Origin of the sequence: Streptomyces sp. NPDC007917, assembly GCF_042959105.1 — a bacterium.
Classification (GTDB): domain Bacteria; phylum Actinomycetota; class Actinomycetes; order Streptomycetales; family Streptomycetaceae; genus Streptomyces.
Genome location: NZ_JBIBKK010000004.1, coordinates 261,330 through 276,563, shown reverse-complemented (window position 1 = coordinate 276,563; position 15,234 = coordinate 261,330). Strand labels below are relative to the sequence as shown.

The window sequence follows — 15,234 nt, the reverse complement described above, 5'->3', positions numbered from 1 at the left end:
CGTCAGTGGTCGTCCGGCGCGATGCGCTCGGTCCAGACCATGGTTTCCCCGATCCCCGCACCGGGCCCCTCACCCCGTTGTGCGCACGACAGGGTACGTAGGTTAGCGCCGTGGGCGCCCCGCCACTGCTGAACACGCATTCGCATGCGCGGCGGCGGCGCGGTTCAGCCGAGCAGCAGGGCGTTGCACTCCCGCTGCAGCGTGAGGTCCTGCCACATCGGGTGGTGCGGCGCGGCGTTGGAGCATACGACCGTCCCCCAGGCGCCGACCCGGGCGGACTCGGCCACCGCGCGGCGGCAGAACGCGGCTCCGACCGGGCCCTCCTCGAAGGTGCCGTGCAACGGGGTGTAGCCGATCCAGCCCTCGCCGAAGACCAGGGGGACTCCTGCCCCGGCCGCCCAGTCGGCGGCGGCCTCGATCCAGGTGATCAGCCGCTGCTCCATCGCCAGGCGGTGCACGGCGTAGCGCTCGTACAGATAGGCGTCCCACTTGGCCGGATCGCACCAGTCGTGCGCGTAGATCTCACGGCCGACGAGGGTGGCGTCGAGCCGCCACAGGTCGTCGGCGGGCGGCGCCCAGTCGGCCAGGTCCGGGGCGTCAGGGCGCAGCAGGTGCTGCCGGGCGAAGTCCTGCGGGAAGGGGCGGGCCCGGTCGCGCAGGGCGAAGGCGTCGATGAGGTCGTCGAGCACCCCGTAGACATACGGGTGGAAGACGGCGACGTCGATGTCGCGCGGGACGCCGCGCAGCGATCCGACCGGGACCTTGGCGTAGTTGACGGTGACCGGCCGGTCGGGGTGGCGCTCCCGGAACCGGGCGAGCCCGCGCTCCAGGCGCGGGCGCAGCGCGACCACGGTGTCCGGGCCGGTCAGCCCCTGGGTGAGCCGGCCGCCCTGGACCTCGTTGTGCAACTCGGTGAAGGCGATCCGGTCGTCGAGCCCGGCCGCGGCGAGGAAGTCGATGAGGTCCGCCAGCGCGTCGGCGAGGGCTTCGGCGCGCCGCTCGGGATCGACGGCCATCAGGGCGTCGTACCAGGAGCGGTCGCCGCCGAACGACGGGCTCTGCTGGTACTCCCAGCTGGAGAGGATGATGAAGCAGCCGTGCCGGCGGGCCGCCTCGAACAGCGCGCGCAGATGGGCGCGGCCGTCGATCTCGGTGCTGCCGCCCACGTCGTACCACCGGGTGCGCTGCCCGTACCCGCCGCCCAGCGGCCCCAGCCGGAGTCTGCCGGTGTCGAGCCCGGAGCGGAAGAGCAGAAAGGGCATGGCACAGATGCGCACGGTGTTGTACCCGCGCGCCACGGCCTCCGCGAAGGCCCGGTCGAGGTCGGCGAAGGGCTCCCCTGGTCCGGTACGGGTGTACCAGCTGAAGTCCCACAGGGAGATGGTCAGTTTCTCCGGCAGGTGGTCGGGCGGCGCGACGGGCACGGGCAACCGGCCTTTCGGTAGGAGGGGTCCGGTTCATCGTCGGCGGGCACCGGAAGGGTGTCAAGATGTATCCATAATTAATGCCCACGCCGTTGTGCGCCGGCGGGCCGCCTGGAACATCCTGGACTCCGGTGTCATCCGGTGGCGCGTGGAGACGGGGTACGGACCCGCAGTTCGGCCAGGTCGACGGCGTCGGCCATCGTCTGCAGCCCCGCGTCGTTGAAGTGCAGATGGTCGCCCGTGTCGTAGGCGGGGAGGATGCGGTGCGGGTCGGCGGGGTCGCGGACCACGGCTCGAAGTCCACCACCGCGTCGAAGGTGCCGCTGCTCCTGATGAACTCGTTCACGGCTTGCCGCACGCTCTCGCGGGCCTCGGTGTAGCCGCCGTTGCCGCCGTACGGGGTGATCGTGCCGCCGATGACCCGGATACCGCGCGCGTGGGCCTGCTCGGCGATGCGGCGGTAGGCGTCCGCGAAGGCCGCGGGGTCGGTCTGGTTGGGGTTGCCCTTGATGTCGTTGATGCCCTCCATCACGATGAGGGCGCGCACCCCGCTGCGGGAGAACACGTCCGCGTCCAGCCGGGACAGGGCGCTGGGCCCGGTGCCGTCCAGCAGTACGCGGTTGCCCGAGATGCCGGCGTTGAGCACGCCCAGCCGGTGGCGCGGGGGCAGTTCGCGCAGCCGCGCGGCCAGACTGTCGGGCCAGCGGCGGTTGGCGCTCGCCGTCGACCCTGATCCGTCGGTGATGGAGTCGCCGAGCGTGACCACGCTGCCCGGGGTGCTCGGGCTGTGATCCTCGGGGGCCGTGGAGCAAGCCGCACCCGGTCAAGCCGGGCAAAGGGCTGATCGATCCGTGTCCGCTGTGGGACGACGACGGTCAGGCCTATCTCATCCACGCCGGGGCGAAGAGCCGCAGCGGCATCAACAACCGGCTGACGCTGCACCGTATGAGCCCGGACGGGAGGGGCCTGCTCGACGAGGGCCGGATCGTGGTCAACGGCGACGACCTGCCCGGCTGCACCACACTGGAGGGGCCGAAGCTCTACAAGCGGGACGGCTGGTACTGGATCTTCGCCCCGGCCGGCGGGGTCACCAACGGCTGGCAGTCGGCGTTCCGCTCCCGCGCCATTGACGGCCCGTACGAGGATCGCATCGTGCTGGCCCAGGGCGATACCCCTGTCAACGGACCGCACCAGGGGGCCTGGGTGAGCACTGCCGGCGGCGAGGACTGGTTCCTGCACTTCCAGGACCGCGGGGCCTATGGCCGGGTGGTGCATCTGCAGCCGATGTGCCGGCGCGCCGACGGGTGGCCGGTGATGGGCGCCGACGACGGCAGCGGCCGGGGGACCCCGGTGCCGGTGCACACCAAGCCGCGGGCCTGTGGCCGGGCCCAGGTCACCCATGATCTGCGGCTGCTGCCCAATGTGCTGGGCCAGCGGCTGCCCGCCGAATCCTTTGTCGCGACGACCTCGATGACGCTGTCCGCCAGGACCGCCGGGGCCCGGGCCGGACTCGTCATGCTGGGTGAGAGCTATGCCTGGGCGGGCCTGCGCCACGACGGGGACCGGATCGTCCTGGCGTATCGCACCGCGGCCAAGGACGCCGCCGAGGTGGACGCCGTCACGCCGGTGGCGCTGGGCGGGCGGCGCGCGGCGGTACGGCTGCGGGTGAGCGTGGGCCCCGGAGCGGTGTGCCAATTCGCGGCCGACGTGGACGGACATGGGTTCACTCCGCTCGGCGCGCCGTTCCAGGCGACGGCGGGCAAGTGGATCGGGGCGACGGTGGGACTCTTCGCCACGCGGCCGGAGACTCCCGGTGCGGGCGGCCTGACGGAACATGGCGGCCTGAGGGAAGCGGCGGCCTGAGGGAGGTGGCGGCATTCGACTGGTTCCGGGTCCGGCCGGGTCCATGAGCCATGCGAACCGCGCCCGGCCCCGCTCCGGGCCGGGCGCGGAGGGCTCCCGTCACACCAGGGCGTCCTGCCGGCGGGACTGGGCCATGGCGAGGCGGCACACGGCGTAGGCGGTCCTGGTGAGGTCGTCGGCGGCGTGCCGCAGGGCGGTGTCGAGATCGCGGGGACCGGCGCCGATGGGCAGGACCGCGGTGGCGCCGCGCCCATAGAGGCGGTCGGCCTCCGGGGTGATCGTCCCGCCGAGTACGACACACGGAACGGTGGCGTCCGCGCAGGCGCTCACCACCGCTGCGACGGTCTTGCCCGCGTCCGTCCCCGCGTCCACCTTCCCCTCCGCCGTCAGGCAGAGATCCGCCGTGGCCAGCTGCTCGTCGAAGCGGGTCAACCGCCGGACCAGTGCCGCACCCGGCACCAGGTCGGCCCCCAGCGCGAGCAGCGCGGCCCCGAGGCCGCCGGCGGCGCCGCCGCCCGCTGCCGATCCGGCTCCGAGCAGGGGGGCGAGCCGTCGCAGCCCGCCGTCGAGGAGTTCGACCATGGGCGGGGTGGCGCCCTTCTGGGGTCCGAAGACATGCGCGGCGCCCTCGGGCCCGAAGAGGGGGCTGAGGACATCGGCCGCGGCGACCAGTTCGACGCCGGCGAGCGCGCGGCGCGCCGGGGCGAGGTCCACCGAGTGGACGCGGCTCAGGTCGGCGCCGCTGCCCGCGAGCGGCTTCCCGTCGGCGTCGAGGATCTGGGCCCCGAGGGAGGCGAGCATTCCCGTTCCGCCGTCCATGGTCACCGTTCCGCCCAGGAAGACGATGATCCGGCGCGCTCCCTGCCGTACCGCCGCGAGGATCGGAGCGGCCAGGCCGGCGCTGGAGGCGCGCATCACATCGTGCTCCGCGGTGGCCGCCGAATCCCAGCCGACCGCCTCGGCCGCCTCGACGACCGCGGTCCCGTCGTCCAGGCGGCCGAAGCGCGTCCTTGCCGGGCGGCCGAGCGCGTCGACGGCGTCGATGTCGACAACCGCGCCGCCACGCGCGGTCTGCACGGTGTGCCGTGAGCCCTCCCCGCCGTCGGCGAGCGGATGCTCGACGGCGGTGCCGCCGGCCGCGCGGACGCCGGCGGCGAGGGCGGCGGCCGCTTGGGCGGCGTCCAGTGAGCCGCGCAGCTTGTCCGGAGCGCAGACAACGCGCATGGGGGTTCCTTTCGTTGCGTTTTCCCGCCGCGGTTCTCGCGGTCAGACGGTCATCCAGCCCAGGACCGGAGTCGACTGCAGATAGATGAGGAGTGCGAAGCCGGCGAGGAGCCCCAGGCTCCAGCCGATCACCTTGCGGAAGATCGTGCCCTCGCTGCCGGCCATGCCGATCGCCGCGGCGGCGACGGCCAGGTTCTGTGGCGACAGCATCTTTCCGAGCACGCCGCCGGTGGAGTTGGCGGCCGCGAGGAGCACGGGGTCCAGTCCGGTCTCCCGCGCCGCGGTCACCTGGAGCACCCCGAACAGCGAGTTGGCCGAGGTGTCGGATCCGGTCACCGCGACGCCCAGCCACCCCACGATCGGGGAGAACAGGGCGAAGGCGGCGCCGGTCTGGGCCAGCGCGGTGCCCAGGGTCGCGGTCTGGCCGGAGAGGTTCATGACCCACGCCAGGGCGAGCACCGACGCCACCGTGACGACGGTCCAGCGGAGTTGGCGCAGCGTGGCTCCGTACGCCCGCACCGCGCGGCCGGGCCCGACCCGGTAGAGCGCCATGGTGAGCAGACCGGCGGCCAGCAGCACGGTGCCCGCCGCCTTGAGGTGTTCCAGTTTGAAGGTCATGGCGGCGGCGGGTTCGCCACCGGGGGACTCGACATCCAGACCGGGCCAGGTGAACTGGGCGACGCCGTGCTCGGCCAGCCACTCCTTGACGGGCCCGGTCTGGGTGAGCGCGAAGAGCGCGCAGATGATGAGGTACGGGGCGAAAGACATAGCGGCACTGCCACTGCCCTCGCGCTCCTCGGAGTCGGCCTCGGCGGGTGCCTGGAGGTCCTGCCGTACCGTACGCGGCTGCCAGATCCGCATGAATCCGAGCACCGTCGCCAGGGTGACCACGCCCGCGATGATGTCGGTGGTCTCGACGCTGATGTAGTTGGCGGCGACGAACTGGGCGCAGCCGAAGGTCAGTCCCGCGACCACCGCCACCGGCCAGGTCTCCCGAACGCCGCGTCGGCCGTCCAGCAGGAACACCAGCAGCAGCGGGATGAACGCGGCTATCAACGGCGTCTGCCGTCCCGCCATCGCACCGAGGTCGTCCAGCGGCAGACCGGTCACACCGGCGAGCGTGGTCAGCGGCACCGCCATGCTGCCGAACGCGACTGGCGCCGTATTGGCCACCAGCGCGACGGTCGCCGCCCTGATGGGAGCGATGCCGACGGTGATCAGCATGACCGCGGTGATCGCCACGGGGGCGCCGAAGCCGGCCAGCGCCTCGATCAGCGCTCCGAAGCAGAAGGCGATCACGATGCCCTGGACGCGCTGATCGGAGGAGATGGTGCGGAAGGACCGCCGCAGCACGGCGAACCATCCGGTGATCTCGGTCATGCGATAGATCCACAGCGCGTTCACCAGGATCCACATGATGGGAAAGAGCCCGTAGAAGCCGCCTTCGACCGCTCCGGACAAGGCCTGCGTCAAAGGCATCTCCCAGACCGCCACGGCGAGGGCCAGCGAGAGGACCAGCGAGGTCAGCGCCGCGATCTGGGCTCTGACCTGGAAGACGCCGAGCAGTACGAACAGGGCGAGCAGGGGCACCGCCGCGCAGAGCGCGGACCAGAACAGCGACCCGGCCAGGGGGTCAAGGACTTGTCGGTACATCGAACCTCCCGGTGCGGCGAGCGGAGCCGCCTGGAGCGTCAAGGCCATGGCGAGTCCCTAACTTGTAAGACAAGTATTCCGGGCAGTCAAGGATTCACGTGTGGTAATTTGGGGGTGGTCTGGTTGAGTCCGACTCATCCCGCGGGAGGCGTGATGGCGAGTCGCCTGAAGGCGACATCCCTGATCGACGCGCTCGTCGTCGAGCTGCGCGAGCAGATCCTCGACGGGCGGATCGCCGGTGGGACGGCGCTCACGGAGACCGAGGTCGCGGGGCAGTACGAGGTGGCTCGCCCCACCGCCAAAGCGGCCATCGAGCGGCTGACCGGCGAGGGCCTGCTGCGCCGGGACGCCCACAAAAGCGCCCGGGTGCCGGTCTTCGACGCCGACGACATCGCCGACCTGTACTTCACCCGCGCCTGTGTGGAACGCCAGGTCATGCGCGAGCTGGCCCAGCGGCGGTCGGTGCCCCCCGCCGCCGTCTCGGCCCAGGTGGAGATCCGCAAACTGGCGGAGGCGGACGACTCCACCATCGCCGCGGTCGAGCCCGACGTACGTTTCCACCGCTCGCTCGTCGACGAGCTCGGCAGCCCGCGCCTCAGCCGCCTCCATGCCTCGGTCATGGCCGAGATGCGGCTGTGCATGGCCCAGGTCCAGACGTACAAGCTGCTGCGCATCGCCGAGATCGCCGAGGAGCACCAGGACATCCTGGACGCCGTCGCCGACGGCGACACCGACCGGGCGGACCGGGCCCTCGCCTCCCACCTGGACCGGGCCTGCGCACAACTCCGCGCGCGACTGGACTGATCCGGGCGGTAGAAGGTCGGAACAAGTCGGCGCCCCCATCGCGGAGTTCCCGCGCGGACGCGTGGGTTTTCCGACGCATCCGACCGATTTCGCCCGGGCGCTGCGCGCCGCCTTCGAGAGCTGAACCCACGCCCCCGGGGACCCATATAGCGTTGAGGGGCGAACCACCAGGTCAGCGTGGCCTCGTCGCGACCGTCATGGGGCGTTCGCGCAATCAGCGCACTCGTCAGGCAGGGAGAATGGATGAACAGTTACGACTATGTCGTCGTCGGCGCCGGATCCGCGGGCTGTGTGCTGGCGGCGCGGCTGACGGAAGACCCCGACGTCCGGGTGGCGTTGATCGAGACCGGCGGCCCCGACACCGCCCAGGAGATCCACATCCCGGCCGCCTACCCCCAGCTCTTCAAGAGCGAGGTCGACTGGGACCTCGACACCGACCCGGAGCCGGGGATCGGGGGCCGGCGGACCTATCTGCCCCGGGGCAAGGTGCTCGGGGGCTGCAGCTCGATCAACTCGATGATCTACATGCGCGGCAACCGCGCCGACTACGACGGCTGGGCCGCGGCCGGGGCCACCGGATGGTCGTACGCCGATGTGCTGCCGTACTTCCGGCGCTCGGAGGACAACCAGCGCGGTGAGGACGCCTTCCACTCGGTGGGCGGTCCGCTGACGGTCAGCGACGGCAGGTCCCACCATCCGCTCACCACGGCGTTCCTCCAGGCCGCTGAGGAAGCGGGATACCAGCGGAACGAGGACTTCAACGGCGAGACGCAGTTCGGCGTCGGACGGTTTCAGCTGACCCAGCGCGGCGGTATGCGCTGCAGCGCGGCCGTGGCCTATCTGCACCCGGCCCTGGGGCGCCCGAACCTCACCCTGCTCGGGGCGGCCCGGGCCCACCGCGTGGTGATCGAGGGCGGCCGGGCGACAGGGGTGGAACTGGACCGGAACGGCACGGTCGAAGTGGTCCGCGCCGACCGTGAGGTGATCCTGTCCGCGGGCACCTACGAGTCGCCGAAGCTGCTGATGCTCTCCGGGATCGGGCCCGCCGCCACGCTGTCGGCCTTCGGCATCGACGTGGTGCGAGACCTTCCGGTGGGCCAGGGCCTGCAGGACCACTACATGGCGCTGCTGAACTTCCGTACCGACGTCGAATCCCTGATGAGCGCGGCGAGCCCGGAGAACGCCCTGCTGTTCGAGAGCGAGCGGCGCGGCCCGCTGACGAGCAACATAGGCGAGGCCGGCGGCTTCTTCGGCAGCCGTGACGGACTGGAGGTGCCGGATGTGCAGTTCCACATGGCTCCGGTGCTGTTCCACCAGGAAGGGCTCGGCCCCGTCACCGAACACGGCCTCGCGTTCGGCCCGTGCGTCCTCGCCCCGACCAGCCGCGGCCAGGTGACCCTGCGCTCCCCGCGCCCGGACGCCGCACCCCGGATCACGCACAACTACCTGACGACGGCCGAGGACCGGGACTGCATCGTCAGCGGTATGCGCATCGCCCTGCGGATCGCGGCGCAGGACGCTCTGACCCAGGTGATCAGCGGCCCCTTCGAGGTTCCGGACTCGCACTCCGACGCGGAACTCCTCGCCTTCGCGCAGCGGGTCGGGCAGACGCTCTACCACCCGACCTCCACCTGCGCCATCGGCTCGGTGGTCGACCCCGAGCTGCGCGTACTGGACGTGGCGGGCCTGCGGGTCGTCGACGCCTCGGTGTTCCCGACGGTGCCGAGGGGGAACACCAACGCGCCCGTCATCATGGCCGCGGAGAAGGCGGCCGACCTCATCCGGGGGGTCGGGCAGCACCTGTAGTCCGGCTCGTGCCACCTCGGCCGCGGGCCACCACCTGACGCGACGACGGGGCCCGGCCAGCGGCTCCGGTCAGCAGTACGGTTGCTGGTTGGTCAGCGATGCCGCCACCCGCATCCAGACAACGAAGAGCCGGTACAGGCCGGGCAGCGCGCCCTGCGCCTGGACGGTGCGCGTGTCCGTCGAGGTGACCCCGGGGGTGCCCAGGAGGGTGGCGGCCACCGAGGCCGACTGCCAGCGGACGGCGAGGGTGGCCGGGGCCGATGCCGCCGGCTGAGGCGTCCGCGGTGCGCGGAGGGCGGGCGGCGACCGTTTCCTCGATCGGGACGCCGATGGCCGCCGCGGTGGCATGGGCGAGGCCGATCTCGCCCACGGGCCGGCCGTTCAGCCCGCCCGCCCGGCTGGACATCGTCAGCGTCGACGAGCCCCGTGACGCCCTCCATGTCCACGCTGAAGTAGATCCGCACGTCGCACGCTCCTCACACTTGATCACGGGGGAGACGACTGCGATCCCTCCTCCGGTGCCCCCGGCGGCGGCCGGGCGGCCACCGCCGGGGGCTCATCGTCCTCGGCTCACGCGTCGGTCGGCTGGAAGCCGCGCAGCCGGAGGCTGTTGCCGACCACGAAGACGGAGGAGAAGGCCATGGCGGCTCCGGCGATCATCGGGTTGAGGAGTCCGGAGGCCGCGAGCGGGAGGGCGGCGACGTTGTAGGCGAAGGCCCAGAAGAGGTTGGACCTGATGGTGCCCAGGGTCTTGCGGGAGAGGCGGATGGCGTCCGCCGCTGCCCTGAGGTCGCCGCGCACCAGGGTCAGATCGCCCGCCTCGATGGCGGCGTCGGTGCCGGTGCCCATGGCCAGCCCGAGGTCGGCCTGGGCGAGTGCGGCGGCGTCGTTGACGCCGTCGCCGACCATCGCCACCGAACGGCCCTCGCCCTGCAGGCGCTTCACCATGGCCACCTTGTCCTGCGGCATGACCTCGGCGATCACGTGCTCGGGCGCGATGCCCACCTCCGCGGCGACCGCCTCGGCGACGGTCGTGTTGTCGCCGGTCAGCAGGAAGGGGGTGAGACCGAGGGCGCGCAGCCGCCTGATGGCTTCCGGGCTCGTGTCCTTGATGGCGTCCGCCACCTCCAGGACGGCGCGGGCCTCGCCGTCCCAGGCGACCGCGATGGCCGTGCGCCCGGTGGCTTCGGCCGCGGCCTTGGCGCGCTCCAGCTCGGTGGGCAGCGAGATGGCCCATTCGGCCAGGAGCTTTTCGCGGCCGACGAGGACGGCGTGTCCCTCGACGACGCCCTGGACGCCCAGACCTGGGACGTTCACGAAGTCCTCGGGGGAGGGGAGGGTGCCCACCCGGGCGGTGGCGCCGGCGGCGACGGCCTGGGCGATGGGGTGCTCCGAGGAGTGCTCCAGGGCGCCCGCGAGCCGCAGGACGTCCGTGTCGCTGGTGCCCCTCGCGGTGTGGACGGCGAGCAGGGTCATCCGGCCGGTGGTGACGGTGCCGGTCTTGTCCAGGACGATGGTGTCGACCTTGCGCGTGGTCTCCAGGACCTCAGGGCCCTTGATGAGGATGCCCAGCTGGGCGCCGCGGCCGGTGCCGACCATGAGCGCGGTCGGGGTGGCCAGGCCCAGGGCGCAGGGGCAGGCGATGATGAGGACGGCGACGGCGGCGGTGAAGGCGGCGGTCAGGCCGGCGCCGTTGCCGAGCCAGAAGCCCAGGGTGCCGAGCGCGAGCGCGATGACGACCGGGACGAAGACGGCGGAGATCTTGTCGGCGAGCCGCTGGGCGGCGGCCTTGCCGTTCTGCGCGTCCTCCACCAGCTTGGCCATGCGGGCGAGCTGGGTGTCGGCGCCGACCCGGGTGGCCTCGACGACCAGGCGGCCCCCCGCGTTGAGCGTGGCGCCGGTGACGCTGTCGCCCTCGCCGACCTCGACGGGGACGGATTCCCCGGTCAGCATGGAGGCGTCGACCGCGGACGAGCCCTCGACGACCGTGCCGTCCGTGGCGATCTTCTCGCCGGGGCGGACCAGGAACCGGTCGCCGGTCCTGAGTTCGCCGACCGGGATCAGCTCCTCGCGGCCGCCGCGCAGGACGGTGACCTCCTTGGCCCCGAGCTCCATGAGCGCCTTCAGCGCCGCGCCCGCCTTACGCTTCGACCGTGCCTCGAAGTAGCGTCCGGCCAGGATGAAGGCGGTGACGCCGGCCGCGGCCTCCAGGTAGATGTTCCCGGCCCCGTCGCTGCGGGCGATGGTGAACTCGAAGGGGTGGGTCATGCCGGGCGTACCGGCCGTGCCGAAGAACAGGGCCCACAGCGACCACAGGAACGCCGCGGCCGTGCCGACGGAGATCAGGGTGTCCATGGTGGCGGCGCCGTGCCGGGCGTTGGTCCAGGCGGCCTTGTGGAAGGGCCAGGCGGCGTAGGTCACCACGGGGGCCGCCAGCGTCAGCGACAGCCACTGCCAGTAGTCGAACTGGAGGGCCGGGACCATGGCCGTCGCGATCACGGGGACGGCCAGCACGACGGCCGTGGTCAACCGCTGGCGCAGCGGCCGCAGTTCGTCGAGTGCCGCCTCCCCTTCCACCTCCTCGTCGGGCGCCGATCCGGTGCGTACGGGGTCGGGCTCGGGCTCGGGTTCCCGCGCGGTGTAGCCGGTGGCCTCGACGGTGGCGATCAGGTCGTCGACGGCGATGTCCTCCCGGAAGGTGACCTTCGCCTTCTCGGTGGCGTAGTTGACGGTGGCCTCGACCCCGTCCATGCGGTTGAGCTTCTTCTCGATCCGGGCGGCGCACGAGGCGCAGGTCATGCCGCCGATGGCGAGTTCGACCTCGGCGGCGCCGGGCGTGGTGGTGGTCATGTCTGCTCCTCGCAGCAGGGGGGCTGGGGCGGGGCCGCGCCTGGGCGGCCCCGCCCGGGTGGGACGAGTCAGGCGTCCGCGGCGGCCACGCGGCCGGCGAAGCCGTAGCCCGCTTCGTCGACGGTCTTGGCGAGCAGCTCGTCGAACGCCGCGTCGGGCTCGGCGGCGGTCGTCACGGTCACCAGTCCGGTGCCGATCCCGACCTCGACGTCCTTGACGGCGTCCAGGGCACCGACGGCCCTGGCGACGACGCCCTGGCAGTGGGCGCTGCCGACGCCCTCGACCCGGTAGCTGGTCCTGGACGTGGTGTGGCAGCTTCCGTCGGGGGTGCAGCAGTCCGACATGGGTGGTCCTCCGTCATCGATCAGTGGATACCCGGGTGGGGTATTGGCGACGCCCTCTTGTATACCCCCCACCCGTATCCATCGCAAGAATGGAGCGGGCTTGACTTGATACCCCCGGGGGGTAACTTTAGGTGTCAATATGCGGCTCCGCCGCGTGGTCGATATGCGGCTTGGCCGCGTGAGCATGAAGGCCGCCAGGGATGGGCGGCCAGGAGACAAGGGGTGTGTCATGAACACTGGACTGCGGATCGCCGCGTTCGCCGCCGCGCTCGCCGCCACCTTCGGCACCGCGTACGGCGTGGGCGGCACGGTCGGAGAGATCTCGCCCGAGCCGGCGAGCGCGGCTCACCAGGGGCACACGGATGCCGAGCGGGGAGAGGGAAACGAGGGGGCCGAACACGGCGGAGGACATCAGGGCCACGACAAGGGCCAGGAGCTCGCCCCGCCCGGAGGCCTGCAGATATCCGAAGGGGGCTACGCCCTCGACCTGAAGACCCCGCGCCTGAGGGCCGGCAAGGGCGCCGATCTGCGCTTCGCCATCGTGCGGGAGGACACCGGTCGCCCGCTCACCGCGTACGACCGTGAGCATGACAAGGAGCTGCATCTGATCGTCGCCTCACGCGACCTGGCGACCTTCCGCCATCTGCACCCCACCCGGGCCGCCGACGGCACCTGGTCCACCTCCGTCGATCTGCCGGAGGCCGGCCCTTACCGGGTCTTCGCCGACTTCACGCCCAAGAGCGGGGAAGGGCTCACACTCGGCGCCGACCTGGCCGTCTCCGGAGCGTACGAGTCGGCGAAGCTGCCCGCGCGCTCCACCACGGCCCGCGTCGACGGGTACCAGGTCGAGCTGGCCGGCGGGCTGACGCCGGGCAAGGGCAGCGAGCTGACGCTGACCGTCACCAAGAACGGCAAGCCGGTGCGGGACCTCCAGCCCTACCTCGGCGCCTATGGCCATCTGGTCGCCCTGCGCGCCGGCGACCTCGGCTATCTGCACGTCCACCCGGGTGGCGAGCCGGGAGACGGCAGGACGGAGCCCGGCCCCCGGATCTCCTTCACGGCGACGGCGCCGAGCCCTGGCGCATACCGTCTGTTCCTGGACTTCAAGCACCAGGGCGAGGTCCACACCGCGGCCTTCACCGTCCAGGCCGCCCGGAATACCTCAATTGGATGAGATCGAATTCGGCCGACTGATGTACCCGGATTTCGGCTAAGCGTACGAAGCTGCAGGCCAGGGCGGCTTTCTAGGCTCTGAGGCACGGAAAAGCGCGGCGGTGACCTCAACCGCGCCGCCGCGTTGTCCCTGTCCCCTGCGGAAGAGCTGAAGCCTTGATGCCTGCTGCCCCCCGAGTACGTCCCGCCCCCGACCAGACCGGCCGCCGCCAGCGCATGCTGGGCGCGGCGGTCGCCGCGGGCCTGGCGCTGGGTGCCCTGACGGCACCCGCGGCAGGGGCCGTGGACCGCGGCGCCCCGCACGGCGCCGGGGCGGCCGGCGCCCAGAAGCCCGGCCCCAAGCTCGACACCGGCTCCCCGGTGCGGGTGAACCAGGTCGGCTATCTGACCCACGGGCCCAAGCAGGGCACCGTCGTCACCAGCGCCACCAAACCCCTGACGTGGACCCTCAGGGCCGCCGACGGCACCAAGCGGGCCGGCGGGACCACCACGCCCGCGGGCGTCGACCGCAGCTCCGGGCAGAACGTCCAGACCTTCGACTTCAGCAAGGTCACCGCCCAGGGCAAGGGATACACCATCAACGTCGACGGGAAGCAGAGCGAGCCGTTCTCCATCAGCGACGACCTCTACGGCTCGCTGCGCCGCGACTCGCTGGAGTACTTCTACCAGAACCGCAGCGGCATCAAGATCGACGCGGGTCTCGTCGGCGGCAAGTACGCCCGCCCCGCGGGTCATGACAAGGCGGCTCCGCACCGGGGCGACACCGACGTCCCGTGCCGGCAGAGCGTGTGCGACTACCGCCGCAATGTCTCCGGTGGCTGGTACGACGCCGGCGACCAGGGCAAGTACGTCGTCAACGGCGGTATCTCGGTGGCCCAGCTGATGTCCGAGTTCGAGCGCACCCGCACCACCAAGGGCGCCGACGCGGGGCCACTGGGCGACGGCCGGCTCCGGGTGCCCGAGCACGGCAACGGCATCCCGGACATCCTCGACGAGGCCCGGTGGGAGATGGACTTCCTGATGCGCATGCAGGTGCCCCAGGGCAAGCCGCTCGCCGGTATGGCGTTCCACAAGGTGCACGACAAGCAGTGGACCGGGTTCCCGACGCGGCCGGACCAGGACAAGCAGCAGCGTGAGCTGCACGCGCCGTCCACCGCCGCCACGCTCAACCTGGCGGCCACCGCCGCCCAGAGCGCCCGCCTCTTCAAGCCCTACGACCCGCAGTTCGCCGCGCGCAGCCTGCACGTGGCCAAGACCGCCTGGGCCGCAGCCAAGGCACATCCGAACATCCTCGCCGGCGACCAGGACTCCACGGGCGGCGGCGCGTACGGCGACAGCAACGTCAGCGACGAGTTCTACTGGGCCGCGGCCGAGCTGTTCATCACCACCGGCGACAACACCTACCGCCAGGCCGTCCTCGACTCTCCGCTGTACGGCGACGTCGACGCGATCTTCCCGCGCACCAGCGCCATGTCCTGGGCCTCGACCGCGGGCCTCGGACAGCTCGACCTGGCCACCGTGGACAGCAAGCTCACCCCCATGCAGCGCGCCCAGGTGCGCCAGACGGTGATCCGGGCCGCCGACCGCTACGCCGCGTACTCCGCGAAGTCGGACTACGGCGTGCCGTACGCGCCGAAGGACGGCGCGTACGAGTGGGGCTCCAACGGCCAGGTGCTGAACAACATGATCGTCCTCGCCACGGCTCACGATCTGACCGGCAAGACCCGCTACCGTGACGCGGTGCTGCGCGGCATGGACTATCTGCTGGGCGCGAACCCGCTCAACCAGTCCTATGTCACGGGCTACGGCGAGCGGGCTTCGCACCGCCAGCACCACCGCTTCTGGGCGCATCAGCTCGACTCCAAGCTGCCGAGCCCGGCGCCCGGCACACTGGCCGGTGGCCCGAACTCCGGGCTGCAGGACCCGGTTTCCCAGAAGAAGCTCAAGGGCTGTGCCCCGGCGATGTGCTACACCGACGACATCATGGCGTTCTCCACCAACGAGGTCACCATCAACTGGAACGCCCCGCTGGCCTGGATCTCCTCGTATGTCGACGATCTGGGCAAGGGCATGGCGTACAAGGGCTGAGCCGG

The 15,234-nt window shown here is 71.7% G+C and carries 9 protein-coding genes and 3 pseudogenes; 5 read left to right on the top strand and 7 right to left on the bottom strand.

All coding sequences use genetic code 11. The features are described 5' to 3' along the window. Nucleotides 1–164 precede the first annotated feature (164 nt). Nucleotides 165–1,424 (bottom strand): cellulase-like family protein, encoded by a 1,260-nt coding sequence (locus tag ACFZDL_RS09700; protein WP_353589994.1) that lies wholly within the window; start codon nucleotides 1,422–1,424, stop codon nucleotides 165–167. A gap of 134 nt (nucleotides 1,425–1,558) precedes the next feature. Continuing rightward, a pseudogene (locus ACFZDL_RS09695) lies at nucleotides 1,559–2,196 on the bottom strand (SGNH/GDSL hydrolase family protein); the annotation flags it as partial. 17 nt (nucleotides 2,197–2,213) lie between these two features. Between ACFZDL_RS09695 and ACFZDL_RS09690 the strand changes: the two are divergent. Beyond that, nucleotides 2,214–3,287 (top strand): annotated as a pseudogene (locus ACFZDL_RS09690) (family 43 glycosylhydrolase); the annotation flags it as partial. Between the two features lie 99 nt (nucleotides 3,288–3,386). On the opposite strand, the gene ACFZDL_RS09685 reads toward ACFZDL_RS09690, so the two are convergent. Together ACFZDL_RS09685 and ACFZDL_RS09680 are read right to left on the bottom strand one after the other, a co-directional pair. Beyond that, entirely contained in the window at nucleotides 3,387–4,511 is a 1,125-nt protein-coding gene (locus tag ACFZDL_RS09685) for a glycerate kinase (RefSeq protein WP_353589993.1), read from the bottom strand. Between the two features lie 42 nt (nucleotides 4,512–4,553). After that, nucleotides 4,554–6,164 carry an L-lactate permease gene (locus ACFZDL_RS09680; RefSeq protein ID WP_353589992.1) on the bottom strand — a complete coding sequence of 537 codons (1,611 nt, stop codon included), beginning with the start codon at nucleotides 6,162–6,164 and terminating at the stop codon, nucleotides 4,554–4,556. Nucleotides 6,165–6,317: 153 nt separating this feature from the next. Between ACFZDL_RS09680 and ACFZDL_RS09675 the strand changes: the two genes are divergently transcribed. After that, a complete protein-coding gene (locus tag ACFZDL_RS09675; RefSeq protein WP_353589991.1) occupies nucleotides 6,318–6,968 on the top strand; it encodes a GntR family transcriptional regulator in 651 nt (216 codons plus the stop codon). 243 nt (nucleotides 6,969–7,211) lie between these two features. Further along, nucleotides 7,212–8,774: a GMC family oxidoreductase N-terminal domain-containing protein gene (locus ACFZDL_RS09670; RefSeq protein WP_353589990.1), complete on the top strand. Its 1,563-nt coding sequence runs from the start codon at nucleotides 7,212–7,214 to the stop codon at nucleotides 8,772–8,774. Nucleotides 8,775–8,843: 69 nt separating this feature from the next. Here the strand turns inward: ACFZDL_RS09670 and ACFZDL_RS09665 are convergent. From ACFZDL_RS09665 to ACFZDL_RS09655, 3 genes and pseudogenes are all read right to left on the bottom strand, one after another. After that, nucleotides 8,844–9,159: pseudogene (locus ACFZDL_RS09665) on the bottom strand (peptidase M55); the annotation flags it as partial. A gap of 185 nt (nucleotides 9,160–9,344) precedes the next feature. Continuing rightward, nucleotides 9,345–11,624, bottom strand: a complete 2,280-nt coding sequence (locus ACFZDL_RS09660; RefSeq protein ID WP_353589988.1) for a heavy metal translocating P-type ATPase — start codon at nucleotides 11,622–11,624, stop codon at nucleotides 9,345–9,347. A gap of 68 nt (nucleotides 11,625–11,692) precedes the next feature. After that, nucleotides 11,693–11,968 (bottom strand): heavy-metal-associated domain-containing protein, encoded by a 276-nt coding sequence (locus ACFZDL_RS09655; protein ID WP_353589987.1) that lies wholly within the window; start codon nucleotides 11,966–11,968, stop codon nucleotides 11,693–11,695. A 229-nt stretch (nucleotides 11,969–12,197) separates the two neighbouring features. Between ACFZDL_RS09655 and ACFZDL_RS09650 the strand changes: the two genes are divergently transcribed. Continuing rightward, nucleotides 12,198–13,142 carry a hypothetical protein gene (locus ACFZDL_RS09650; protein WP_353589986.1) on the top strand — a complete coding sequence of 315 codons (945 nt, stop codon included), beginning with the start codon at nucleotides 12,198–12,200 and terminating at the stop codon, nucleotides 13,140–13,142. 215 nt (nucleotides 13,143–13,357) lie between these two features. Then, nucleotides 13,358–15,229, top strand: coding sequence for a glycoside hydrolase family 9 protein (locus ACFZDL_RS09645; RefSeq protein WP_353590103.1), 1,872 nt, complete (start codon nucleotides 13,358–13,360; stop codon nucleotides 15,227–15,229). Nucleotides 15,230–15,234 lie beyond the last annotated feature (5 nt).